This window comes from Streptomyces sp. NPDC090442 (assembly GCF_044769405.1).
Taxonomy (GTDB): domain Bacteria; phylum Actinomycetota; class Actinomycetes; order Streptomycetales; family Streptomycetaceae; genus Streptomyces.
This window is the reverse complement of sequence record NZ_JBIVXW010000019.1, coordinates 17989-42833: the sequence shown is the minus strand read 5'-3', so window position 1 is coordinate 42833 and position 24845 is coordinate 17989. Positions and strand designations below refer to the sequence as shown.

19 protein-coding genes and 1 riboswitch are annotated in these 24845 nt (G+C 73.3%); of the genes, 5 read left to right on the top strand and 14 right to left on the bottom strand.

Translation table 11 applies throughout. The features are described 5' to 3' along the window. Window positions 1–46 precede the first annotated feature (46 nt). From ACIQU6_RS15800 to ACIQU6_RS15780, 5 genes are read right to left on the bottom strand one after another with little or no spacing between them, the layout of a single operon-like run. Window positions 47–1261: an MFS transporter gene (locus ACIQU6_RS15800; protein WP_403482269.1), complete on the bottom strand. Its 1215-nt coding sequence runs from the start codon at window positions 1259–1261 to the stop codon at window positions 47–49. Then, window positions 1261–1881, bottom strand: a complete 621-nt coding sequence (locus ACIQU6_RS15795; protein WP_403482268.1) for a GNAT family N-acetyltransferase — start codon at window positions 1879–1881, stop codon at window positions 1261–1263. The genes ACIQU6_RS15800 and ACIQU6_RS15795 overlap by 1 nt, the downstream gene beginning before the upstream one ends. After that, window positions 1878–3122 carry a type III PLP-dependent enzyme gene (locus ACIQU6_RS15790; protein WP_403482186.1) on the bottom strand — a complete coding sequence of 415 codons (1245 nt, stop codon included), beginning with the start codon at window positions 3120–3122 and terminating at the stop codon, window positions 1878–1880. The genes ACIQU6_RS15795 and ACIQU6_RS15790 overlap by 4 nt, the downstream gene beginning before the upstream one ends. Further along, window positions 3119–4450, bottom strand: a complete 1332-nt coding sequence (locus ACIQU6_RS15785) for a DUF6271 family protein (RefSeq protein WP_403482185.1) — start codon at window positions 4448–4450, stop codon at window positions 3119–3121. The genes ACIQU6_RS15790 and ACIQU6_RS15785 overlap by 4 nt, the downstream gene beginning before the upstream one ends. Beyond that, window positions 4432–5496, bottom strand: coding sequence for a phytanoyl-CoA dioxygenase family protein (locus ACIQU6_RS15780; protein WP_403482184.1), 1065 nt, complete (start codon window positions 5494–5496; stop codon window positions 4432–4434). Before ACIQU6_RS15780 ends, ACIQU6_RS15785 begins: the two co-directional genes overlap by 19 nt. Before the next feature lie 518 nt (window positions 5497–6014). On the opposite strand from ACIQU6_RS15780, the gene ACIQU6_RS15775 reads away from it, so the two are divergent. Further along, window positions 6015–7553 (top strand): glycoside hydrolase family 3 N-terminal domain-containing protein, encoded by a 1539-nt coding sequence (locus ACIQU6_RS15775; protein ID WP_403482183.1) that lies wholly within the window; start codon window positions 6015–6017, stop codon window positions 7551–7553. Window positions 7554–7654: 101 nt separating this feature from the next. Here the strand turns inward: ACIQU6_RS15775 and ACIQU6_RS15770 are convergent, their stop codons facing one another. The 3 genes from ACIQU6_RS15770 to ACIQU6_RS15760 all read right to left on the bottom strand — a co-directional run bounded on the left by ACIQU6_RS15770 (window position 7655) and on the right by ACIQU6_RS15760 (window position 11363). After that, entirely contained in the window at window positions 7655–8188 is a 534-nt protein-coding gene (locus tag ACIQU6_RS15770; protein WP_403482182.1) for a hypothetical protein, read from the bottom strand. Continuing rightward, a complete protein-coding gene (locus ACIQU6_RS15765) occupies window positions 8185–9738 on the bottom strand; it encodes a divalent metal cation transporter (protein WP_403482267.1) in 1554 nt (517 codons plus the stop codon). The genes ACIQU6_RS15770 and ACIQU6_RS15765 overlap by 4 nt, the downstream gene beginning before the upstream one ends. 299 nt (window positions 9739–10037) lie before the next feature. Continuing rightward, the gene (locus ACIQU6_RS15760; protein ID WP_403482181.1) at window positions 10038–11363 is read right to left on the bottom strand and encodes a magnesium transporter MgtE N-terminal domain-containing protein; all 1326 of its coding nucleotides are present in this window, start codon (window positions 11361–11363) and stop codon (window positions 10038–10040) included. Between the two features lie 526 nt (window positions 11364–11889). On the opposite strand from ACIQU6_RS15760, the gene ACIQU6_RS15755 reads away from it, so the two are divergent. Together ACIQU6_RS15755 and ACIQU6_RS15750 are read left to right on the top strand one after the other, a co-directional pair. After that, window positions 11890–13575: an ABC transporter permease gene (locus ACIQU6_RS15755; protein ID WP_403482266.1), complete on the top strand. Its 1686-nt coding sequence runs from the start codon at window positions 11890–11892 to the stop codon at window positions 13573–13575. Window positions 13576–13618: 43 nt separating this feature from the next. Continuing rightward, window positions 13619–15010 (top strand): nitrate/sulfonate/bicarbonate ABC transporter ATP-binding protein, encoded by a 1392-nt coding sequence (locus ACIQU6_RS15750; protein WP_403482180.1) that lies wholly within the window; start codon window positions 13619–13621, stop codon window positions 15008–15010. 9 nt (window positions 15011–15019) lie between these two features. Here ACIQU6_RS15750 and ACIQU6_RS15745 read toward each other — a convergent pair whose 3' ends face one another. The 5 genes from ACIQU6_RS15745 to ACIQU6_RS15725 all read right to left on the bottom strand — a co-directional run bounded on the left by ACIQU6_RS15745 (window position 15020) and on the right by ACIQU6_RS15725 (window position 18743). Beyond that, entirely contained in the window at window positions 15020–15439 is a 420-nt protein-coding gene (locus ACIQU6_RS15745) for an ArsR/SmtB family transcription factor (RefSeq protein WP_403482179.1), read from the bottom strand. A gap of 178 nt (window positions 15440–15617) precedes the next feature. Further along, the gene (locus tag ACIQU6_RS15740; RefSeq protein ID WP_403482178.1) at window positions 15618–16127 is read right to left on the bottom strand and encodes a winged helix-turn-helix domain-containing protein; all 510 of its coding nucleotides are present in this window, start codon (window positions 16125–16127) and stop codon (window positions 15618–15620) included. A gap of 56 nt (window positions 16128–16183) precedes the next feature. Further along, window positions 16184–16459, bottom strand: a complete 276-nt coding sequence (locus tag ACIQU6_RS15735) for a hypothetical protein (protein WP_403482177.1) — start codon at window positions 16457–16459, stop codon at window positions 16184–16186. A 169-nt stretch (window positions 16460–16628) separates the two neighbouring features. Continuing rightward, window positions 16629–16961, bottom strand: a complete 333-nt coding sequence (locus ACIQU6_RS15730; protein WP_403482176.1) for a hypothetical protein — start codon at window positions 16959–16961, stop codon at window positions 16629–16631. A 132-nt stretch (window positions 16962–17093) separates the two neighbouring features. Further along, window positions 17094–18743 (bottom strand): NRAMP family divalent metal transporter, encoded by a 1650-nt coding sequence (locus tag ACIQU6_RS15725; protein WP_403482175.1) that lies wholly within the window; start codon window positions 18741–18743, stop codon window positions 17094–17096. Window positions 18744–19044: 301 nt separating this feature from the next. Next, a riboswitch (M-box (ykoK) riboswitch) is annotated at window positions 19045–19218 on the bottom strand. 415 nt (window positions 19219–19633) lie between these two features. Here ACIQU6_RS15725 and ACIQU6_RS15720 point away from each other — a divergent pair. Continuing rightward, window positions 19634–22366, top strand: a complete 2733-nt coding sequence (locus ACIQU6_RS15720; protein ID WP_403482174.1) for a SpoIIE family protein phosphatase — start codon at window positions 19634–19636, stop codon at window positions 22364–22366. A gap of 1 nt (window position 22367) precedes the next feature. Here ACIQU6_RS15720 and ACIQU6_RS15715 read toward each other — a convergent pair whose 3' ends face one another. Continuing rightward, entirely contained in the window at window positions 22368–23549 is a 1182-nt protein-coding gene (locus tag ACIQU6_RS15715; RefSeq protein ID WP_403482173.1) for a serine hydrolase domain-containing protein, read from the bottom strand. 484 nt (window positions 23550–24033) lie between these two features. Here ACIQU6_RS15715 and ACIQU6_RS15710 point away from each other — a divergent pair, with 484 nt between their 5' ends. After that, window positions 24034–24825: an SDR family NAD(P)-dependent oxidoreductase gene (locus ACIQU6_RS15710; RefSeq protein WP_403482172.1), complete on the top strand. Its 792-nt coding sequence runs from the start codon at window positions 24034–24036 to the stop codon at window positions 24823–24825. The last annotated feature ends 20 nt before the right edge of the window (window positions 24826–24845 follow it).

The window sequence follows — 24845 nt, the reverse complement described above, 5'->3', positions numbered from 1 at the left end:
CCGCACGCCCGGGGGTGTGCGGCCGCGACGGTGGTGCCGGCGGTCCCTATGGCGCGGTCCGGGCCCCGTCGTGCGCTGGTTGGTCGGCGCCGGCGGGGGCCGCCGGTGGTGTCCAGCGGATGCGGGTGGCGCACAGCGAGACCACCAGCGCCGAGGCGGCGACGGCGGCCATGCCCCAGACCAGTCCGGTGGCGTTGGCGATGAAGCCGATGAAGGGCGGACCGGCGAGCAGGCCGGTGGTGCCCATGGCGGCGACCAGCGTGAGCGCCTGGGGGCCCTGCCCGGCCGCGGCCACGTAGACGCAGGGGGTGACGGCCGCGACGCCCAGGCCGACGCAGGCGAAGCCGATCAGGGCCGGCAGCGCGCCACCGCTCAACAGGGCGAGCGCCAGGCCGACTCCGGCCAGCGCGCTGCCGGCGCGGACGATCCTCCCGTCGCCCCAACGGCTCCGCCAACCGTCGGCGAACAGGCGGGACAGCACCATCACGCCGGAGACGACGGCGATACCCATGGGCGCCAGTTCCGCGGACGCCTTGGCAACGTCCCTGAGGTAGAGGGCCGACCAGTCGTTCATGGCGCCTTCGGTCACCGTGCCGAACGCCATGGCGCAGCACATCCACAGCGTCAGGCGCGAGGGCAACGCCCAGCGGCGGCCGGTGCGTTGCCGTTCGCGACTCGTCGCGGGTCGCTCGTCGGTGAGCAGGCCGGGCCGGGCGCAGCCGAGCAACAGCAGCAGCACCGCGGCGGCCGCCGCGAAGTGCACGACGACGCTCGCGGTCAGCGCGGTCACGCCGGAGGCCAACACGGCCGCGGCCAGGGACCCGGCGCTGAACGTCGCGTGCAGCTTGGACATGGCGTTGCGCTTGTGCCTGGACTCCAGGGCGGCGCCCTGGGCGTTCATGGCGACGTTCAGACAGCCCACCAGCAGGCCGTCGACGCACATCACCACCAGCGCGGTCGGGTAGTTGGGCGCCGCGGCCAGCGCGAACAGCAGCAGGGTCAGGCAGAGCGCGGACCACAGCGCCAGGCGCCTGGCGCCCAGCCGGTTCATCAACAGCGTCACCAGGGGGAACGAGGCCGCCGCGCCGACGCCGGTGGCCATCAGCAGCACGCCCACTTCCGCCGCGGACAGGCCGAGTTGGGCCTTGACGGCGGGGATCCGGGACGCCCAGGTGGCGTACTGGAATCCCAGGGTGAAGAACAGGGCCGCGATCGCCAGCAGCGCCCGTGGGAACGGATCGGGTATGCGGAACGCCAGCATCATGCCCCTTCTCGGAGGTTGGCCTCGTGGCCGTGTCTGTCGTCGTCGAACGCGTTGACGCGTCTGCGGTGTGGTGCTGTTGGTGTCGGCAGCGGTCGGGACATGTAGACGGCGTGCGGGCCGTACTCGTCCGGGGCGACCACTCCGGGGTGGGCGTGGAATCCGTTGGCCGTCCAGAAGGGGTCGCTGCCGGCGACGGCGATCAGGGAGATCCGCTCGTAGCCGGTGAGCGTCGCCGTGGTCGTGAGGTGGCGCAGGAGGTGCCTGGCCAGTCCCCGGCGGCGGAGCGGCTCGGCGATGACCAGGTCGTGCAGGTGGAGGTTGCGGGAGGGGAGCGGGGGGCGTTCCGGGCGGGTCAGGTCCGGGTAGTGGAACGCCGGGTAGGGCAGGGCCAACAGGTAGCCCGCCAGCCGCCGGTGGAGGTCGAGGGCGAAGCAGGTGCCTGGTGAGGCGTGGGCGCGGGAGGCGAGGGCGGCCGGCTCCTCGGACAGTCCGAGGGCGGCGTAGGCGCGGGACTCCAGCGCGGTGATGGCATCCCAGTCGTCCGACGCGACGGGGCGGATGCGTGGGGTGTCGACGGCGTCGGTGGTGTCGGTGGCTTCGGTGGTCTCGCGATTCATCGACATCCGCAGCACACCTCCGCGACCGGTTGCGGGCGTTGGCGGTGGGGTGGCGCGTGGTCTCCGGTGCCCGGGCCGTGGATCCAGGTGTACGGGGGCGGGCGGAAGCCGTTGAAGCCCTGGGTCAGATAGCTGAGGGCGTAGGCGCCGCAGGAGAGCACCCAGACCGGGTCGCCGGAGGCGAGGCCCGCGGGCACCTGGACGGGGCCGCGTTCGGGCCCGAAGGCGTCGTCGCTGTCGCAGGTGGGGCCCGCCACGAAGGCGGGGAGGGTCGGGCCGGCGGGGTGCGTGGGGAAGACCATCCGGTACGTCAACTGGTCCATTTCGTAGAGGCCGTTGAACTTGCCGATGCTGAGGTACAGCCAGCGTTGTCGCTCGCCGTCGGGTTGGCGGCGGGTGGTGAGGCGGGTCACGTGGGCCCGGATGGCTCCGTGGTCCGCGACGAGGTAGCGACCCGGTTCGATGCGGAAGTCCAGGGGGTGTCCGCAGGCGTCGGTGAGGCGCGCCATGCCCTCCCGGATGACGGCGAAGATCTTGTCCACGGGTGGGTCGAGGGGGCCGCCGCGCGCGTCGGCGTAGCCGAGGGCCGGCAGGCCGCCGCCGAGGTTGACGTGGTCCACGCGGATGCCGCGCCGGTGCAGGGCGGCCAGGGTCCCGGCGGCGAGGTCGAGGGCGCGGCGCCAGGCATCGGCCGTCATCTGTTGGGAACCGACGTGGAAGGAGAGCCCGGACGGGGTCAGTCCGGCGTCCCGGGCCGCGGCCAGCACGCGGACCGCGTCGGCGGAGGAGCAGCCGTGCTTGTGGGTCAGTCCCCACAGCGCGCCGGCGCCGTCGGTGGCCAGGCGGCAGAACACCCGGGCGCCGGGGGCGTGGGCGGCGAGGGCCGCGACGTCCTCCAGGCTGTCCGTGGCGAAGTCCCGCACGCCGAGCCGGTGTGCCTCGGCGATGTCCCGGTCGGACTTGACGGTGTTGCCGTAGTGGATCCTGTCGAGCGGGATGCCGGCGCGGAGTGCCTGGGCGATCTCGCGGGGACTGGCCGCGTCGGCGCCCGCGCCCCGCCCGGCCAGGCAGCCGAGGACGGCGTCCATCGGGCAGGACTTCACGGCGAAGCGGACGGCGGCGCCGGGCAGTTCGCGTTGCAGGGTGGCGTGGTGCTCGGCGATGCCGGCCAGGTCGTAGACGATCCGGTCGTGGTCGGCGGTTGCCAGGGCGGCGCGCAGGGCGGGGTTGTCGGTGGTCATCGGCGGTACCGGTCCGGCTGTTGGGGGAACGGGTGCGGGCCGGTGGCGCGGCTCGCGTCGACCAGCGCCGCCCATGCCTCGATGAGCAGGGCGAAGTCCGCCATGTCCTGCCCGGCCTCGTGGAGCAGGTGCTCCCGGCGTGGGGCAAGGGTGTCGGCGAACGTCGCGTACTTTCCGCCGAGTTGGCGGTAGGAGGCGTCGAGGACGTCCAGTCGTCGGACGTTCTCGGTCCGGTCCAGTGCGGTGCTCTCGCGGACCAGCGCGGCGACGGCGGGGGCGCGTACCTGGTGGTGGTCGTCGAGGAGGGCGTCGCCCTCGGCGGCCATCCGGTCGTAGAGGAAGTTGAGGTAGAGCATGGAGAGGAAGAACTTGGTGAACCGGGTCTGGTAGGCGGGGAATCCGGGGCCGGTGCGGCGTTCGCCGGTGTAGAAGTTCACGATGTTGCGGTTGTGCAGGACGCCCGGCAGGCCGGCGTCGTGCACCAGGTGGATGAGGAAGTAGTCGCTGCCGATGGTGTTGGTGGCGGGCGGCAGCGGGACGCGCTCGTGCACGCGGTGGAAGCTGATGTTGCACATGTCCACCCGCATGGGGTCGACCAGGCCCAGGACCGAGTGGTCGCGGGTGAACGGTTCCGTGCCGGCGCCCCGGAACGACTCGGCGGCGAGTTCCCGCTTGGCCTGCTCCGACCAGTGACCGGGTGCCCACAGGCCGACCACGTCGGCGTAGACGTCCGGGTCCAGGCGGTGGATCTCGGCGATGTCCACGGAGAGTTCGCCGATGAAGGAACTGCCCACCATCGTCACGGGTTTGGACGCGTGCCGCGGGTCCAGGGTGGTCTCGGTGACGTGGCGCGCCGCGTCGCCGGCGGGCCGGCCGAGGGAGCGGAGCTCGTGGTGGATGGGGAAGACCGGGGTGCCGTTGCCGCTCTGGTAGCGGCTGTCCGAGTCCCGGCGGTGGACGGACTGGCAGCCGAGGGCGGCGGCGATCAGGAACGCCCGGTTGGTGCAGGCACCGTAGGAGGGCTCCGTCGGGAGCATGAGGTCCAGCATCAGGTCGGGCTTGGCGACGCCGGAGTCCCGGATCACCCGCCGCAGGAAGCCGCGTTGGGCGCGTTCGTCGAGGTGGTGCGCGATGACGTTCGGCGGGCGGGGGGTCTCCCGCACGGCCCGGGCGTGTGCGGCGAACGCCGCGCCGTCGCAGGAGTCCAGGACCAGCAGGTGGACCACGACGTCGAAGTGCTCGGCGGCGTACGCGGCCTCCTCGCCGAGGGCCCTGATCGCCGGGGCGCAGGGCCGGTTGGTGGGCAGGGTCAGGCAGATTGTGCGCATGCGCCCGCTCCCGTGGGTTCGGCGGCGTCCTGCCCGGTCCAGGAGTCGAGGCCGAGGAGCCTGGCGCCCAGTTCGTCGAGGACCGCCGGGCCGTAGCGGAGCGATTCGTGGCGCCGGGCGTCGCCGACCAGGGTGGCGTTCCAGTCCGGCGTCCGCCGGTGCCGCCAGGAGTCGACCCGGGAGGCGCGCAGGGCGTGGTGTTCTTCGAGGGCCGGCATCATGGAGAGGTACTGGACGGCGCGCACGCCGTCCCGGGAGGTGTTGGCGGCGACGCCGTGCGCCAGCAGGCCGTTCCAGATCAGCAGGTCGCCGGCGGCCAACTCAGGGCGGATGACGGGGAGTTCGTCGCGGTCGAAGGCGGGGCGGAGCGGGTCCCGGTCGGCCGGTTGACGCGCCTTCCACTGGTCGAACCGGCGGAACAGTTCGGGCGCGCACTGGAATCCGCCGCAGTCCGGCCGGGTGTCGTCCAGCGCGATGATGCCCTGGACGCGCTGCGGCAGCACGCCGAGCGTGGTGTCGATGTCCCAGTGGAGTTCGATGTCGAAGCCGCGCGCGGTCGGCGCGATGAGCGCGCGGTCGCGGTTGTGGATGTTGGGCGGGTTGAGGTTGAGCCGGTCCAGGGTGACCCACAGTTCCGGGCAGTCCCAGACGTCGACGAACGCGTCGTAGACCCGTTGTGCCTGGCGGCTGTCCCAGAGGTACTGGTGGTGGTACGCCTCCACGAATCCGTAGACGTGCAGTTCCCGGTCGAGGTCCGAGCGGAACGGCCGGTCTTCGTACCAGGTGTCGGGGCGGGCCGGGTCGAGGCCCTGGAAGTCCCAGGCGAAGTCCAGCAGGCGCCGGGCGGCGGAGGGCGCGATCGCCTCCTTGACCACGACGAAGCCGTAGGTCTGCCAGAAGGCGAAGTCCGCCTCGGACAGCACCCGCAGCCCGTGCGTCTTGCGCAGTTCGTGCAGCGCGGTGCGGGCCAGGTAGGTCTCGCCGTCCGCGCTGAAGTAGGGGACGTCGGAGGCGGCTCGGTACAGGTATGCGTCGGTCGCCGGCATGCAGCGCTCCAAGGTTTCGATGACTGGCGGGCCGTGCGGATCCCTCTCGGACGGGGCACCGGGCCGTGGGAGGCGCGTCGTTGGGCCGTCGGGCTGCTCGGGACGTCGCGGGGAGGGCGATCCGCTCGGCGGTGGATGTCGTTGCCGAAGGTGAGCGGGGTGCGCAGCAGGGGCCGGCGGGCTCGCTCGTCCGCCGGGGGCGATCAGACCCGCCCCGTACGCAACTTACGTCCCTTGCTTCACTCGCTCACCAACAAAGTGGACTAGACCAACTTGCGCTGTCAATAGCGGAGTTGAGGAGGGTGCCGCCGCGGCGGACTCGGGAGGGGGCGGGGTCGGCCGCAGAGCACCCCTCGCCCGCCCCACCGACGCCCTCCGCGTCAACCGGGGCTCATGGCCGAGGAGTCGGGGGCGATTGCCCGATCCCTTGACAGTGCGGATTGGACTAGGCCAATATCCGCTGGTCTGTACCAACAACCCCTGATCGATGCCTCGCCCCACAACGGAAGGCCCCGTCGATGTCCTCCACCCCGCACAGCAAGGAGTTGCGACGACTCGCTCTCTCCGTCCTCCAACCGGGCTTCGTGGGCACCGAGGCACCGGACTGGGTCCTGCGCGCCATCGGTGACGGACTGTCGTCCGTCGTGCTCTTCTCCCGGAACATCGCCTCGGTCGAGCAGGTGGCCCGACTGGCCGCCCAACTCCGCGCCGAGAACCCGGCATTGATCATCGCCATCGACGAGGAGGCCGGGGACGTCACCCGGCTGGAATCCGCGACCGGCGCCACCCGGCCCGGCAACTTCGCCCTCGGCACCGTGGACGACCCGGAACTGACCGAGGCCGTCGCCCGCGACCTGGGGCACCAACTGCGCGCCGCCGGCGTGAGCCTGGACTACGCGCCCAGCGTCGACGTCAACTCCAACCCGGACAACCCCATCATCGGCGTCCGCTCGTTCGGCGCCGATCCCGCGCGGGTCTCCCGCCACGCCACGGCCTGGATCCGGGGCCTGCAGTCGGCCGGCGTGGCCGCCTGCGCCAAGCACTTCCCCGGGCACGGGGACGTCGCCGTCGACTCCCACCACGGCCTGCCCAGTTACGACGCGAGCCCGGACGAGATCGCCGCGCAGGCGCTGCCGCCCTTCCGGGCGGCGGTGGCGGCGGGCGTGGGTGCGGTGATGAGCGGCCACCTCCTGGTGCCCGCCCACGACCCGCACCTCCCGGCCACCCTGAGCCCCCGACTCCTCAACGACCTGCTCCGCAAGGAGCTCGGCTTCGAGGGGCTGATCGTCACCGACGCCATCGAGATGGGCGCCGTCGCGGACCGCTACGGCATCGGCGGCGCCGCGGTCCGGGCCGTCGCCGCCGGCGCCGATGCGGTCTGCGTCGGCGGGGAGAACGCCGACGAGGCCACCGTGGCCCGCCTGGTCGAGGCGCTCACCACCGCCGCGTCCGACGACGAACGCGCCGCGGAGCGCCTCGAAGAGGCCGCCGAACGGGTCCGGGCGTTCGCCGCGTGGTCCCGGGCGCTGGGCCGCGGGGCCCCGGTGGATCCGGTCAACCGGGACATCGGCTTCGTCGCCGCCCGCCGCGCCGTCCGGCTGCGCGGCGCCGCGGACGCCACCCTCCCCCTGGCCGCTCCCCCGCACGTGGTGGAGCTGGTGCCCTCGACCAACCTCGCCATCGGCAAGGAGACGCCCTGGGGCGTCGCCGCGCCGCTGCGGGAACGGCTGCCCGGCACCACCTTCGTCCGGGTGCCGCATCAGCAACTCGCCGAGCGGCCCGCGGTGTTGGCCGACCACGCGCTGGCGCCCGCCGCCGGGCGCCCGCTGGTCGTCGTCGTCCGGGACGCCACCCGGCACGCCTGGATGGGCCGCGCGCTGGCCGAGCTCACCGCGGCCCGCCCGGATGCCGTCGTGGTCGAGATGGGCCTGCCGGGCGACTCGCTTCCCGGGGCGGTGCAGGTCCTCACGCACGGCGCGACGGCCGCCTCCGGCGTCGCCGCGGCGGAGGTGCTGGCGGGCGGTCGCCCGGGACGGGCCGCGACGGTCTCCGGCTAGCGGCCGCGAGGCGCACCGGCACCGTCGACGTCGCAGGCGGCGCCCGACGGCCTCGGTGCGCGAGCGCCCAGCCGGCCTGCGCCCGGGGCCCGTTCGCCGGCTCAGGCGTCGCGCCGTTGGGCGGCCTCGGTGAGGGTCCGGAGGACGGCCGGGGGAAGGCCCAGGTGGTGGCCGACCCAGGCGGGGTCGCGGCCGTGGCCCAACAGGATCCAGGCGGTGTGCAGTTGCTCCAGATCGGGGGCGCCGGGGGCGGCGAGCAGGGGGCGGAGTTCCCGGAGCGGGAAGCCCTCCAGGGCCTTCGCGTCGAACCAGCCCTCGGGCCCCGCCCTCGGGGGCGCGGGGTGGTGGACCTCGTGGCGGGGGGCGTGCCGCCGCTGCCACACCACCCGGAACAGCACGAGCACCCCGACCACGACGGCGACAAGCGCGCCGCTGAGGGCCGGTTGCACATGGGGCGGCGCCACGCGCAGCACGGTGACCACGGCCGCTCCGCCGGCGATGACGACCAGCACCGCGGTGAGCTCGGGGCTCCAACGGCGCGGCGCCTCCCGCTGGTTCGGCGGGGTACGCGCGGGGTGCTGTCCCTCGGCGTGGCCGGGGCGGTGGCGGAGGTGGGGTGCGGGCATGTCGCTCATCCGATCTGAATCGCCTTGACCAACAGCAGCAGGGCGGCGATCACCAGATAGCCGCGGAGCAGTCCCATGCCCAGCTTCAGGCCCGGCGACCAGACGACGGGTTCGAGGAGGGCGAGCGGCGGCATCCGCCAACTCTCGCGGTCGGCGCGGGAGACCGTGACGGCGGGCGGCCGCCCCCCGCGGGTGAGGCGGAGCCAGACGGTGGCGCCGAGGAGCCCGGCGACCAGGGCGCCGGTCGCCCACAGGCCGACCTCCAGGGCGTTCAGGGACGGGAAGAGGGTGGTGGCGACGAGGATGCCGGAGAGCGCCAGCAGCACCACGATGATCAGGGCGGCCACCGCGTTGAGCCAGCGCGGGTTGGTCCACGGGCCCAGCACGGCGCGGTCGTTGCAGAGCAGCAGCAGGAAGGTGCTGGCCGAGGGCAGCAGCAGTCCGGCCAGGGCCTGGACGGCGGTGGTGATCAGTCCCAGGGGGGCGCCGGGCAGCAGCACGACGGCTGCGGCGACCAGCACCATGCCGGTGTAGCTGGCGTAGAACGCCTTGGCCTCGCGGAAGCTGCGGTGCAGGGAGTGGCTGCGGTTGAAGACGTCGCCGAAGGCGTAGCTGGTGGCCAGCGTGACGGCGGCCGCGCCGATGATCGAGGCGTCGAGCAGCACGACGGCGAACAGCGCGCCCAGGACGCGGCTGTGCGCGCCCAGGGCGTTGGCGACGCCGAGCGCGTCGGTGAAGTGGCCGGCCGCGCCGGTGCCGCGGACCGCGTAGTCGGCGACGATGACGATGGCGATGGCGCCGCCGACCACGAAGAGGGAGCCGAGGACCGTGTCGGCGCGCTCGTGGCCGATGAACCGCGGCGTGATGCGCTTGTCGATGATGTTGGACTGCTGGAAGAACAGTTGCCAGGGGGCGACCGTGGTGCCGACGATCGCGATGATCAACAGGACCGCGAGCGGGGTGAAGCCGCCTTGGACGCCGGGCACCACCAGGTGGTAGGCGGCGTCCCCGTAGCGCGGGTGGGACAGCAGGGCCAGCGGTACCAGCAGCAGGCTGACGGCGACGAAGGCCAGCATGGCCCGTTCCCAGCGGCGGAAGCTGCCGGTCGCGGTGATCCCGACCAGGAGGCAGGCGGAGACCGGCACCGCGACGTACTTGCTGATGCCGAAGTAGCCGAGGGCCAGGGAGACTCCGATGAACTCGGTGACGATGGTGAGGACGTTCAGCACGAACAGGTCGACGACGCTGAACCAGCCCCAGAACCTGCCGAACCGCTCCAGGATCAGCCGCGCGTGACCTACCCCGGTGACGGCGCCGAGCCGCACCACCATCTCCTGGTTGACGATCAGCACGGGGACGAGCAGCAGCAGGACCCACAGCAGGCTGTACCCGTGGTTCTGGCCGGCCTGGGCGTAGGTGGCGACGCCGCCCGCGTCGTTGTCGCCGACCATCACCACCAGTCCGGGGCCGACGATCGCCAGGAAGGTGAGCAGGCGGCGCTTGAGGCTGCGCCCGAGGTCGGCGTCGTCGACGCGGATGCGACCGAGGGCGCCTTCGATGTCGTCGTCGCGGGTGGTGCGCGGGGCGCGGGCGGGCGCGGGGGCGGTGGGCGGGCGCGGTCGTCGGGACGCGTCGGCCCTGGTCCGGGTCGGCGGTGGGCAGGAGCCGGGCGCGGGAGTGGGAGTGGGGCGGCCGGGAGGCGGGCCCGGGGGTGGGGTGGCGGGGCCGGCGCCGCGTTCGGGCGGTGCGGCCTGCGGCTTGGGGGGCGGGGGTGGTTCGGGCGTTGTGTGCGGTCCGGGCCGTGGGACCGGTCCCGTGGGGCGCGGTGGCCGCTCGGGCCGCCGCGGCGCTCCGCCCGTCACGGCCGTTCCCGCTGCTGGGGCGCGATCGCGGTGCGGTGCACGGCCGGCGCCGGCTCCCGACGCCGCCAGTCCTCCGGCAGCATCGCTTCCAGTACGTCGTCGACGGTGATCAGGCCCAGCAGGACCTCGTCCTCGTCCACGACGGGCAGGGTGGTCAGGTTGTAGTCGGCCATCAGCAGCGCGACGTCCACCAGGTCGGTGTCGGGCCGCACCCGGACCGGGTCCGGCTCGCTCACCTCGCCCAACGCCGCCTGCGGATCGGCCTGGAGCAGCTCCACCAGGCGCACCGCGGCGACCAGCCGCCCCTCGTCGTCGGTCGCGTAGGCACTGCTGAGGGCCTCGGGTTGGAGGTGGCGGGAGTTGCGCAGCGCGGTGACGGCCGCGGCGACGCGGGTGTCGGCGGGCAGCGCCAGGAAGTCCATCGCCATCAGCCCGCCCGCGGTGTCGGGGTTGAAGCCGAGCAGGGTCCTGACCTTGGTGCGCTGGGCCGGCGGCAGCAGGTCCAACACGCGGCGCCGGCGGGGCTGCGGCAGGTCCTCCAGCGCGTCGGCGGCGTCATCGGCCCGCATCCGGCCGAGCACCGCGGCGATCTCCTGGTCGCTGCGGGTGCCGAGGAGCCGGGTGGCGCGCTCCTCCTCCAACTCCTCGAAGACGTCCGCCTCCAGCTCCGGGTCCTGGTGGACGCGGCCGAGGATCTCGCGCTCCTCGTCCTTGGAGGCGTCTTCGAGCAGATCGGCGATCTCCGCGGGACGCAGGCCGCGGATCCGCGTCGTCGGGCGGCGGACCAGGACGCTGCCGCGGTGTCCGATCAGCGGCTCGAAGCCCTTCCAGTCCCGACAGCGGTGTTCGCGGCGGTGGCCGGCCAGCCGCCGCAACGGGCCGCGGGGGCGGCGGGTGTCGAGCCCGGAGAGCAGCCAACGGCCGTTGCGGCGGGCCAGTTCGACGTCCGAGGCACGCACCAGCCGGGCCTTGGCCACGTCGATCAGCCGGTGGCCGAGCACGTCGGCGCGCAGCAACACCTCCCCCTCGCGGCGGCGGAACGGCCGCAGGTCCAACTTGGCGCTCTCCAGCAGGACCTGGCCGTCCCCGTCGAACGACGTCAACTGCTCGACGGGGACGAACAGCTCGCGGCGGCCGACCCGGACCACCAGCCCGGTCACCTCCGGGTAGTCCGTGCCGCGCAGCCGCACGATGACATCGGCCAGCCGCCCGAGCGTCCGCCCCTGACGGTCGGCGACGGGGCGCCGCACCAGCGCGGAGAGGCGCAGCGGCGCCGACCGTTGCTCGGCGGGCGGCCTGGGGGAAAGGGGGCTGACGGCCATGGTTCTGCCCTGCCCTGGGGTGCGGTCGGGCCGGCGTCGCCGCCGTCGCGTCAACGGCACACCACGACGCCTCCCCCTCCATCTTGCGAGGTGTCCGGGCCCGGCGCGAGACCTCTCGACGCCGGGCCGGCGCCGCGTGCACGGAGCGGCGCCCGACGGTGACTCCCCGCTGGTTTCCCGGTAACTCCCTGCGTTTATTTGCATACGAATGCAACAAGCGGCAGACTTTGCGCGGTATTTCCGCGGCACGCACACGAGGAAGGGAGGCGGCCGTGAGCGGCGAACCTCATAGTCCCGGCTGTCTTCCGGGCAGCGCCTGACCTCCCTGTCCCCTTCCCCAACTCTTCGTCCTCGCAGCCGGTGCCGACGTGCTCGCGCGCGCCGGTGACCGTTCCGCCGTGGCCCGGCTGTGCCATCGTCGGTCCGCAGACCGTCGTGCACCGGGGGGTGTCCCGTGACGTTTCCGTCGTTGTCCGCCGTGTCCCGCGCCTCGTTGCCCGCCCGGGTGGCCGGGCGGCTGGTCCGCATGCCGTGGATGGACGTGGCGGTGGCCGCGGCGGTGCTGGTCGGGATGTACCTGCTGCTGCGGGCCGGCGGCACGGGGACGCCGGTGTCGTTCGCCCCGTCCCATGTCGTCGCGGTGGACACCGATCCCGCGAAGCTGCCGTACTACGCGGCGCGGAGCCTGGTGCGGATGTTCGCCGCGCTGGCGGCCGCGGTCACCTTCGCCGTGGGCTACGCCTATGCCGCGGCGCGCAGCCGGCGGCTGGAGCGGGTGCTGATCCCGGCGTTGGACATCCTCCAGTCCATACCGGTGCTCGGCTTCCTCACGGTGGCGGTCACCGGATTCGTCTCGCTCTTCCCGGGCTCGACCCTCGGCCTGGAGTGCGCCTCGGTCTTCGCGATCTTCACGTCGCAGGCGTGGAACATGGCCTTCGGCTTCTACCACGCGCTGATCACGCTGCCGCGTGAGTTGGACGAGGTCTCCCGCTCGCTCCGCTTCACCCGCTGGATGCGGTTCTGGCGGATCGAGCTGCCGGCCGGCGCGATCGGCCTGGTGTGGAACGGCATGATGAGCTTCGGTGGCGGCTGGTTCTTCCTGGTCGCCTCCGAGGCCATCAGCGTCGCCGGCCACAGCTATCCGCTGCCCGGCGTGGGCTCGTTCGCCGGCACCGCCATCGCCGACGGGGACCTGGGCAGGGTCGGCTGGGCGGTGGCCACCATGGCGGTCATGGTGACGGGGGTGAACTTCGTCTTCTGGCGCCCGCTGACCGCCTGGGCCGAGCGGTTCAAGAACGAGCAGTCCGAGGCCACCGACGTGCACCGCTCGCTGGTGCTGGACTTGCTGCGCCGCTCGCCCTGGCCGCGCCGGTGCGGCCGACTGCTGCGCCCGTTGGGCGAGTTGCTGGGCCGGGCGGGGCGGATCCTGGGCACCGACGATCCGCCGCTGGCGGGCGGCCGGGCCCAACGGCGCACCGGCGACCTGGTCTTCGCGGTGGTCGCCGGCGGGCTGATCGTCTGGGGGCTGGCCGATCTGCTGGGCTACCTCCACCACCGCACCGGCCTCGGCGTCTTCGTCGAGCCCCTGTTGCTGGGGCTGGCCACGCTGGCCCGCGTGGTGCTGCTGGTCGCGGTGGCCACGGTGGTGTGGGTGCCGATCGGCGTGAAGATCGGCTTCTCGCCACGGCTGGCCCGGATCGCCCAGCCGCTGGTGCAACTCCTGGCCAGCTTCCCCGCCAACTTCCTCTTCCCGCTGGCGACCTGGTTCTTCCTGCGGACCGGGCTGTCCCTGAACGTCGGCGGCGTGCTGCTGATGGCGCTGGGCGCCCAGTGGTACATCCTCTTCAACACCATCGCGGGCGCCGCCGCCATCCCCGCCGACCTCCGCGAGGCCATGGACGACCTCGGCGTCCGCGGCTGGCAGCGCTGGCGCCGCCTGATCATCCCGGGCATCTTCCCCTCGTACGTCACCGGCGCGCTCACCGCCTCCGGCGGCGCCTGGAACGCCTCGATCGTCTCCGAGGTCGTCACCTTCGGCGGCACCTCGCTCTCCGCCACCGGCCTGGGCGCCTACGTCTTCCGGGCCACCGCCGAGGGCAACTACCCGCATCTGCTCGCCGGCGTCGCGGTGATGGCCGCCTATGTCGTCGCCCTCAACCGGCTGCTGTGGCACAGGCTCTACCGCCTCGCCGAGACCCGCTACGCGCTCTGACCCCCGCCCTACGCGACACCCGCCCGACGAAAGGAGCCGCGCCGTGGACCCCAACGCCCTCCGGGACGCACCCGTCCGCCCGGCCGACGACGAGGTCCTCCTCGCCGCCCGCGCCCTCACCAAGTCCTACGCCGGCGCCGGCGGCGAACTCCCCGTCCTGGCCGGCATCGACCTTCAGATCCGCACCGGCGAGATCGTCGCCCTGCTCGGCCGCTCCGGCTCCGGCAAGTCGACCCTGCTGCGCTGCCTGGCCGGCCTGATCCCGCCCAGCTCCGGCAGTGTGGTCTACCGGGGCGAGCCGCTGGCCGGCGCCAACCCGGGCAGCGCCATGGTCTTCCAGACGTTCGCGCTGCTGCCCTGGCTGACGGTGCAACAGAACGTCGAACTCGGCCTGGAGGCACGGGGGTTGCGGCGCGCCGAACGGACCGCAGCGGCCCTCCAGGCGATCGACCTCATCGGGCTGGACGGCTTCGCGTCCGCCTACCCCAAGGAGCTGTCCGGCGGGATGCGGCAGCGGGTCGGCTTCGCCCGCGCGCTGGTCGTCGAGCCGGATGTGCTGATGATGGACGAGCCGTTCTCCGCCCTCGACGTGCTCACCGCCGAGAACCTCCGCGGCGAGCTGCTGGAGCTGTGGGAGTCGGGCCAGTTCCCCACCCGCGCCGTCGTGCTGGTCACCCACAACATCGAGGAGGCGGTGCTGATGGCCGACCGGGTGGTCGTCCTCGACGCCCGGCCCGGCACCCTCAAGGCCGCCTTCGACATACCGCTGGCGCGCCCCCGTGACCGCGGCGCCCCCGAGTTCGACGCCCTGGTCGACCGGCTGTACCGGGTGATGACCGGCCGCGACAAGGAACCGGGGCCGGCCCGACTCGGCCGGCCCGAGACGTGCGACCCCGGGCGCCGCACCCCGGCCAACACCCCGCTGCCGCAGGCCAGTGTCGACGGGCTGGCCGGCCTCGCCGAGATCCTGGCCCGGCGCGGCGACCGCTGCGATCTGGCCGACCTCGCCGACGAACTCGGGCTGGAGGTCGATGACTTGCTGCCCATGGTCGACGCCCTGGACCTGCTCGGCTTCGCCGTCGTCCACGGCGGCGAGCTCCAACTCACCCCCGAGGGCAGCACTTTCGCCGACGCGGACGTCCAGGACTCCAAGAAGATCTTCGCCCGCGCGGTGCTCGACTCGGCGCCCCTGGTCCGGCTGATCGTCACCAGCCTCCAGCGCCGGGACGGCACCCTGCGCGCCGGGTTCTTCCGCGACCTGCTCGCCCACCACTTCACCGGAGAGCAGATCACCCGGCAGTTGGAGACCGCCACCGACTGGGGCCGCTACGCCGCGCTGTTCGGCTACGACGCCGGCCCGGAGCAGTACACCCTCGACGAGGGCGGCGCCGACCTCGACATCCGGTCGCCCGGGACCTACACACCCACCGGCTGACCGGCGCCCTCAGGCTCCCGGCGCCGGCCGTGGGCGGAGCCGGCCGCGCGCCGCGCCGCGCGCCACCGCCTCACCGGCCGCCACGGCACCCGTCGCCGCCGGAGCCTGGTCCGTCGCGCCGGCCGGCGGTGCCTGGGACGCCACCACGGCGCCCTCCAGCAGCGTGCGCACATGGTCGCCCGCGACGCGGTAGAAGATCCTGGTGCCCTCCCGGCGCGACACCACCAGCCCCGCCGCCCGCAACCGCGCCAGATGCTGCGACACCGCCGCGACGTGCGCGCCGACCAGCTCGGCCAACTGCCCCACGGCGTGCTCGCGTTGCGTCAACGCCCAGAGCACCTGGAAACGCGTGGTGTCGGCCACCGCCTTCAACACGGCAACGGCCTGCTCGAATCTCGGGTCGGCATCGGGTGGGGCTTGCGCATCCATGAAGGGAGTCTAACGACTGGCGGCGCCGGACGGCACGAACCGAATGCGCCCCGCACCGGCCGAAGCGGGCCGCGCAACTCCGCCGGGCCACCGGGGCGTTCCGGGGTGGGGGCGCGGCCCGGCGCCGGCCCGGGCCGTTCCGGGCCGGGCGCGGGCACCGGGCGCCCGGACAGCAGCCTCATGCCGCGCCGCCCGGGCCGAGCACTTCCCCGCGGGTGGCGGCGATCGCCGCCGGGTCGAGGGCGTAGCCGACCTGCCGCACGGTCCTGATGATCGCCTGGTAGCCGGGCCCCAGCTTGCGCCGCAACCGGGCCACGTGGACGTCGACGGTGCGGGTGCCGCTGACGGCCGTGTGACCCCACAGCGTCGTCAGCAGATGACGCCGGGAGTGCACCCGGCGGGGGTGCGCGACGAGATGGGCCAGCAGCTCGAACTCCATGAAGGTCAGGACGAGATCGCGCTCGCCCGCGCGGGCGGTGCGCTGTTCGGTGTCCACCATCAGGCCGGCCACCCGGTGGCGCGGCCCGCTGGGGGCGGGCCCCGCGTCGCCGGTGGCGGACCCGCGGTCCGGGGCGTGCGGGGCGTGCGGGGCGTGCGGGGCGTGCGGGGCGTGCGGGGGCACGGTGTCCGGTATCCCGAATCTGCGGTTCCCGTGGGCGTGGTGGAGGCGTGCGTAGCGCAGGGACATGGCGGTTCCTGACCTTCCGGGCGGCGGTTGGGGAGGGGGTGTCTGGCGGGTCGCGTTCACGCCTCGGGCCGCCAGTGGGCTTCCAGTCGACGCCGGCCGTCCGGGTCGACGACGGAGCGCCAGTGGGCGCGCGGGCGTCGGCGGGTGCGGTCCACCGACGGCCGCCGGGTGGCCGGCGGCTCCAGCGCGTGCAGGACGGGGCTGTCGACGGCGCCCCGGGCGAGCCGTTCGACGACACCGCGCAGGACGGTCCTGACGGCGGGGGCAGACGGGGCGGTCGGGGCCGCGGGCGATCGCGGCGGACGGATGTGGATCACGGACAGAACGGACATGGCGCACTCACCTCCGTGCGGATGGCGGAGAAGGAGAAAGAGAAGGGAAAGGAGAAGGGGAAGGAGGAGGGGGAGGGGGCAAGTCGGGTAAGCCGTACGGGAGTTGACCGGAGCGGTGAGTCGAGCCCGCGGGGGCCGGCTCAGGGATCAGCCCCGGGTTCCCGCAACGTCAGCCGCGCGCCCGCGGCGTGGCCGCCGCCTCGGTGAGGCGATCGGCCGCCGGGAGCGGAAGATCGGCGAAGTCGGCCAGCCAGTGGGCGTCGTGGCCCTGCCGGGCGAGGAGGTAGGCCAGGTGGACCCGGGGCTCGTAGGACGTCTGCGGACCCGGGCAGTCGGTGCAGTTGTCCGGCGTTTCCAACAGGTAGGTGCGCTCGGTCCCGTCGTGCAGGGCCAGTCGGACCCGCGGGCAGCGGTGGCTGGGGACGGCGTGCCGATCGCGACACCGGTCGGAACCGGTACGGGGACGCGGGAGCGGGTTCCGTTGGTTGTTCAGGAGGCGCATGACTGCTGCCCTCCCCTCTCTACTGTTCGGTGGAGGTGTGGACTTGCCGGCCGGTACGGGTGCGACTGACCGGCCGGCCTCCGGGGCGGCGGACGTCAGGCACGCCACCCCGGACTACCCGGGTGACAACGCTCAGTGCCCCAGGGCGAGTTGCACGATGCGGACGGCGACCAGGACCATCGCGGCCAGCAGGTAGGTGCGCAGGGCGGTGAGGCCCACCTTGCGGCCGGTGGAGATGATCGGCGTGGGCAACCGGTCGAGCGGCGGCATCCGCCAGTCCTCCTTGCCCGTGCGGTCCACCCGCGCGGCCAGCGCCCAACCCTTGCGGCGCCGGCGGGCCTCGGCGTAGCCGAGGGCGAGGACGCCGGCGACGCCGCAGACACCCGTGATGTCGAGGATCGCGGCCGAGCTGATGTGTGGGAACAGCACGGCGGCGGTCAGGATGATGGAGAGGGTGACCAGGACGGCGACGACGAAGGACGTGAAGACGTTCATCGCCCGGCCGTTGACCCACGGCCCGAGCACGGCCTTGTCGTTGCAGAGCAGCAGCAGGAAGACCGAGGCGGAGGGCAGCAGCACCCCGGCGAGGGTCTGCACGCCCTCGGTGAGCAGCCCGAGCGGGGAGCCGGGGATGACCACGATGATCGCGGCGGCCAGAATGAGCCCGGCGAAGACCGCGTAGAAGCCCTTGGCGCTGCGCACGCCGCGGTGCAGCGAGTGCTTCAGGCCCAGCACGTCGCCGATGGCGTAGGCGGTGGAGAGCGAGACGGCCGAGGCACCGATGATGGAGGCGTCCAGCAGGGCGATGGCGAACAGCACACCGGCGGTCCGACCGGCGTACTTCGTCAGGCCGGCGGCCACGTCCTCGGCGTCGGTGAAGTTGCCGAACTCGCCGTGCCCTGCGAACGCGGCGGCGCAGAACCCCATCATCGCGGCGGCGCCGACGACCACCACGGCGATACCGATCCACAGGTCGGCCTTCTCGTAGCGCATGAAGCGCGGGGTGATGCGCTTGTCGATGACGTAGGACTGCTGGAAGAAGAGCTGCCAGGGGGCGACGGTGGTCCCCACGATGGCGATGATCAGCAGCATCACGTCCGACAGTTGGGAGTGGTGCGGCAGGCCCGGGACGACGAAGTCGTGCGCCATCTGCGCCGCCGGCGGGTGCACGATGAAGTAGATCGGCACCAGCAGCAGCGACCCCGCGCACAGGGCTATCGCGGTGCGCTCGAACCGGCGGAACGAGCCCGTCGAGGCGGCCATCACCACGATCGCCGCCGCCACCAGCACGCTCGGCACCTTCGGCAGCCCGAGGTAGCCGACCGCGAGGGTGATGCCGATGAACTCGGTGACGATGGTGAGGGCGTTGAGCAGGAAGAGGTCGATGACCGAGAACGCGCCCCAGAACTTCCCGAACCGCTCCAGGATCAGCCGGGCGTGCCCGACCCCGGTGACGGCGCCGAGCCGGAGCACCATCTCCTGGTTGACGTAGAGCACGGGGACGAGCAGCAGCAGGGTCCACAGCAGGCTGGTGCCGTAGTTCTGGCCGGCCTGCGTGTAGGTGCCGAAGGCGCCGGCGTCGTTGTCGCCGACCATCACGATCAGGCCCGGACCGACGATCGCCAACAGCGTCTTGAGCTTGGCCGACAGGCCCCGGCGCGGGGCGGTGTCGCCCTGCCGGATGGTGCCGAGCGCGCCCCGGATGTCGCCGGTGTGCGCCTCGTCGAGGACCGCGGAGGACGGCGTCGGGGTGGGCGGTGCGGTGGTGGACAGTTCGGTCATGACGGCCTCCCGGTCCCCCGTCCGGGGGAGGTTCGGGGGCACGCGGCGGCACCGTTCCGCGGGTGGGCAGCCCGGGTACCGGGACGGCGGGGAAGCCGTACCGGTGGGGCCGCGGGCGGGCGGAAGCGGGCGTGGAGACGAGGGGTGTTACCGCGTGCCGGAGGTCAACGAGGACATACGGATGCGGGGCCAACTGTGGCCCGGACTACTGCAATGGCCGTCCATGTCTCTCGCCTCCTCCCGGCCGGGGCGCCCGGGGCGCCATGACGGACACGGCAAGGAGCGGACCGGCGCGCGGGCCGGCTCACCCCTACTCGTCAGAGCTTTGGCACTCCACGGCGTAATCCCCTTGCCGGGGCAGCCACTTGGGGTCACCCCTTAATCCGGGGAGACCTGTCCTGAACCTGGGCGTCTCTCGACGTCGTGGGGTCAGTGGCCTGTGTCCGTGCAGACGCCTCACCGAACGAGGTGCCTTCGATTTTCTCGAACGTCCAGCAGCATACCGGTCTACTTGCACATTGACGCAACTACTTGACCGAACCTTGACGGCGGACACGTCGGCGAATCCGGCGCCACCACCCAGCGGTTGGGGTGACGAGCGGGACAACCACGCGCCGATCGGGCCGAGTTGAACGACACACCTCGGACTCCGCGACCGGGAAGCCCCAGGCGGGGCCCTCGACCGTGCCAACCAGGCACCAACCCCCGCCGGTGCCTCCCGCGACTCCCACCCCTCAGGCCGGACCGCCCGGACCCGCGCCCTGGGCCGAGGGGTCACCCCGCACCAGCACCGAGGAGTGAGGTGCGCGAGCCGCCCCTCGATCACGTTCCGTAACAGACCGCCGCGCATCCATGGGCAGCCCCGCCCCGGGAGTGTTAGAAATAGCAGCATGGCCGCAGGGTCCGGCCGATATCGGCGCGCAACGGTACGGTCACTGACCGAACGACGCCCGCAGAGCGTCGCGGGGCAGGTCTTCCTGCTCCAACTCACCGTCGGCCTCCTGATCGTCCTGGGCGCGCTGGCGGCGCTGCTGCTGACCTCGCGGCACGACGCCGAGCAGGAGGCGCGCAACCGCTCGGTGGCCGTCGCGGAGACCTTCGCGCACTCCCCCGGGTTGCCGGCCGTGCTCCGCTCCCCCGACCCGACGAAGACCCTGCAACCCCTCACCGAGACCGCCCGGAACCGCGCGGGGGTCGACTTCATCGTCGTGATGAACACCCACGGCATCCGCTACACCCACCCCGACCCCGCGCAGATCGGCAAGCGCTTCGTCGGCGACATCAAGCCCTCGCTGGCCGGCAAGGTGGCGGTCGAGAGCGTGAACGGCCCGCTCGGGCACGAGGTGCAGGCCGTGGTCCCGGTGACCGACGCCCACGGCTCGGTGGTGGGGCTGGTGTCCGCGGGCATGAAGGTGGCGAGCGTCAGCCGCGCCATCGCCGCCCACCTCCCGACGATCTTCGGCATCAGCGCCGCGGCGCTGGTGCTCGCCACCGTCGCCACCACGGTGATCACCACCAGGCTGCGACGCCAGACCCGTGGGCTGGGGTCCGTCGAGATGGGCCGCATGTACGAGCATCACGAGGCGGTGCTGCACGCCGTCCGGGAGGGCGTGGTCATCGTCAGCGGAGAAGGGCGGCTGCTGCTGGCGAACGACGAGGCCAGACGGCTGCTGGCGCTGCCCGAGGACGCCGAGGGGCGGGAGGTGGCACGGCTGCCGGGCCTCGCCCCGGGGCTGGCCGAGCTGCTGTCCTCGGGCCGGGCGGCCACCGACGAGATCCACCAGGCCGGCGGCCGGCTCCTGGCGGTGAACCAGCGGCCCACCGACCGGTACGCCGCGGGCACGGGGACGGTCGCCACCATCCGCGACTCCACGGAGCTGCGGCTGCTCTCGGGCCGGGCCGAGAGCGCCCACGAGCGGCTGCGGCTGCTGTACGAGGCCGGGGTGAGCGTCGGCACCACCCTGGACGTCGCGCGCACCGCCGAGGAGCTGGCGGAGGTCGCGGTGCCGGGGTTCGCCGACTTCGTCACCGTCGACCTGGCGGCGCCCGTCCTGCACGGCGAGGAGCCGGCCGCCGGCGGCGCCCACCAGATGCTCCGCGCCGCGACGCACGGCATCCGCGCGGACCACCCCTTCCTCCCCTCCGGCACCCTGATCACGTTGGTGGGCGGCACCCCACAGGCGCGCGGCATGGTCGGCGGGCGCTCCGAGGTCGTGCCCGACCTGTCGCCGGCCCGCGACTGGCATCTGCAGGACCCGGAACAGGGCGACCGCATCGTGGCGTACGGCGTCCACTCGCTGATCGCCACGCCGCTCAAGGCCCGCGGCAACATCCTGGGCGTGGCCAATTTCTGGCGCTCGGAACGGCCGGAGCCGTTCGACGACGAGGACCGGTCGCTGGCCGAGGAGCTGGTCGCGCGGGCCGCGCTGAGCATCGACAACGCCCGGCGGTACACCAGGGAGCACGCGCTGGCGGTGACCCTGCAACGCAGTCTGCTGCCGCGCACCCTGCCCGAGCAGAGTGCGATGGAGGTGGCGCACCGCTATCTGCCCGCCCAGTCGGGGGTGAGCGGTGACTGGTTCGATCTGATCCCGCTGTCCGGGAGCCGGGTGGCGCTGGTGGTCGGCGATGTCGTCGGCCACGGGTTGCACGCCGCGGCCACCATGGGCCGGCTGCGCACGGCGGTGCACACCTTCTCCACCCTCGACCTCACCCCGGACGAGCTGCTGGGCCACGTCAACGACCTCGTCGAGCAGATCGACCAGGAGGAGGCGGACACCGGCGGCGACACCGGGATCACCGGCGCCACCTGCCTGTACGCGATCTACGATCCGGTCACCCGGCGCTGCGACATGGCCCGGGCCGGGCACCCGCCGCCGGCGCTCGTCCACCCCGACGGCACCGTGGAGTTCCCGGACCTGCCGGCCTGCCCGCCCCTGGGGCTGGGCGGCGTGCCCTTCGAGACCACGGAGCTGCGGCTGCCCGAGGGCACCCAGATCGTGCTCTACACCGACGGGCTGGTCGAGGAGCGCAGCCGGGACTTCGACGAGGGGATGGAGCTGCTGCGCGGGGCGCTGTCCCACCCCGGCCGGTCGCCGGAGGAGAACTGCCGGGCGGTGCTGGCCCGTCTGCTCCCGCACCGCCCGCGGGACGACGTGGCGCTGCTGATCGCCCGCACCCGGGTCCTCGGTCCGGACCGGGTCGCCGCCTGGGAGGTGCCGTTCGACCCCGCGGCGGTCGCGGAGATGCGCTCCCGCATCTCGGACAAGCTGGCCGAGTGGGACCTCGCCGAGGCCGTCTTCGCCATGGAGTTGGTGGTCAGCGAACTGATCACCAACGCGATCCGCTACGGCTCGCCGCCGGTGACGGCGCGGCTGCTGCGGGACCGCAGCCTGGTCTGCGAGGTGGCCGACGGCAGCAACACCTCGCCGCACCTGCGCTACGCGGCGATCACCGACGAGGGCGGCCGCGGCCTGTTCCTGGTGGCCCAGCTCACCGAGCGCTGGGGCACCCGCTACACCCCCCAGGGCAAGGTCATCTGGGCCGAACAGCCGCTGCCGCCCGAGGCCGACGCATCCGACGCACCCGACGCGTCCGACGACGAGGGCGCCGGCGCGCCCTAGCTCACCGGCACAAGGCGGTGTCCAGGAGTGCCTGGGCGTGGTCGGGGGCGTCCTCGGTGGGTGTGGGGTCGGCGGTGACCGCGACGGTGAGGGCGCGGCCGTCGTCGGTGACGCCCGAGCGGGTGCGGTAGCCGGGGATGTCGCCGCCGTGGCCCCACATCCGGCCGCCGCAGTTCAGCGGCGTGCTGATCACGCCGAGTCCGTACCGGGCGCCGGGCCACAGGCCGGAGGCGGCCGGGACCGTGGTGCGCATCTGGGCGAGCTGCGCGGGAGCCAGCAGTTCGCCGCCGAACAGCGCGCGGAAGAACCGGTTCAAGTCGCCCGGGGTGGAGACGAGTTGCCCGGCGGCCCATGCCCAGCCGGGGTCCAGCTCCGTGACGTCCGTCAACGGCCCGCCGGGCCGGGCCGGGAAGTAGCCCTCGGGATGGGGCGCGCGGAGCCGCTCGTCTCCGACGCCCGGGAAGTAGGTGTGGTGCAGCCCGATGCGGTCGATGACCCGCCGGGTGATCTGCTCGGCCAGCGGGCGGCCGGTGACCCTCTCGACGAGCAGGCCGGCCAGCACGTAGTTGGTGTTGCTGTACGACCAGTCGGTCCCGGGGTCGAAGAGCGGCTTGTGCGCCAGTGCCAGGTCGAGCAGCGCCCGGGGTTGGACGTAGCGGTGGCGGTAGGCGGGGAAGTCGCCCAGGAATTCGACGTAGTCGGGCAGTCCACTGGTGTGTTGGAGCAGCTGGCGCACGGTGATACGGCGCCCGTCGTTGCCCTTGCCCCGTACCAGTCCCGGCAGATAGCGCTCGACGGGCGCGTCCAGTGCGACCTTGCCCTCGCCGACGAGTTGGAGCACGACCGTGGCGGTGAACGGCTTGGTGTTGCTGCCCACCCGCACCTGCCCGCCGAGGGGCACCCTCGCCCCGGTCCGCAGGTCGGCGACGCCGGCGGCGTAGTGGTGGGTACGCCCGTCCCGGTCCGTGCCGGCGGCCAGCGCGGCGGGGAACCGGTCGTCGTGCACCAGGCGTTGGAGCCCCTGCCGCACGGCATCGCCGGTGCCGTGCTCCTGCACCGCGGTCGCGGGCCGCACGGCACTCACGGCCAGAGAGGCGGCCAGCACCGCGACCATCACCCCCAGCCGACACCCTGTTACGGGCGCAACTCCACGGCGCACGGCCCGATGAGAACGCTCGGTCATGGCAAACCCTCCTGGCGCGCGCGGCAACCACAGCGGAAATCCGGACCCTCCCAGACTCCCCGCCACGGCCCCGCCGCCCCATCCGGCCAGCCGGCACATCCGAGGTGGGGCTAGCCACACCCCCACCAACCGACTCCCCCGCCCCCGAGACCGACCTGCCCCGTCACCCCTCCCGCACGAGCGAGCGTGCGTCACCCTAAGTCAACGGGCCCGAGGGGACGGTGGAGGCCCTCCGGATTCGTCGTGGGGCGCACGGTGGTGGTGGCTTGTGAGTCCATGCGCCCCGTTTAGGGGCGCCGGCGCGGCGGGTACGTTCCGTTACGCACGGCAACTCGCGGGGTCGCAGGAGTTCCGTCTCCGGAGTCCGTCCCAGGAGGGCGGCGGATCCGTGTGCCCGAGCCGCGCGCAGGTCTCGACACGGGTCGCGGGGCGGACCGCGGCGACCAACTGTGCGTTTTCTACGGGGAGATGAGGGGAGATCACCTTGGCTGACCGACCCTATCCGTACCGGACCGCGCTGATCACCGGCGCTTCCAGCGGCATCGGCGCTGCCCTGGCCCGGCGTCTGGCGGCCCAGGGCGTCTCCCTGGTGCTGGTCGCCCGGCGGGCGGAGCGTCTGCGGGAGCTCGCGGAGGAGCTGCACCGCGCGCACGGCGTCGAAGTGGAGGCGTTGCCCGCGGACCTGACCGACCACAAGCAGCTCCAACGGGTGGAGGCCCGCCTCACCGACTCGGACAAACCGATCGAACTCCTGGTCAACAACGCCGGTTCCGGCGCGGCCGGGGTCTTCGCCGGCCTCCCGGTCGACGGCGAGGAGGCCACGGTGCGGCTCAACAGCCAGGCTCCGGTGCGGCTCACCCGGGCCGTCCTGCCACGCCTGCGCATGGCGGGCCGCGGCGGCATCCTCAACGTCTCGTCCATGACCGGCCAGTTGCCCTCGCCCTCGCTCGCCACCCACGCCGCGACCAAGGCGTTCCTCACCCACTTCTCGCAGGACCTCGCCATCGAGAACCGCGGCTCGGGGGTCCATGTCACCGCGCTGGTGCCGGGCCTGACCAGGACCGACTACTTCACCTCGAACGACTTCAGGCCCGCGCCGGTGCCGAAATTCCTGTGGTTGGGCGCGGACCAGGTCGCCGCCGCCGGCCTGAAGGCCGTCGCGGCCGGCAGTCGGCGCTGTGTGCCCGGGTTCCCCTACAAACTCGTCAGCGCGCTGCTCTCCTTCACCCCACCGCCGCTCAAGCGGGCCCTGGGGCGGTACGTGTGGCGTCGGTGAGGGTGCGGGCGGCGGGCGGC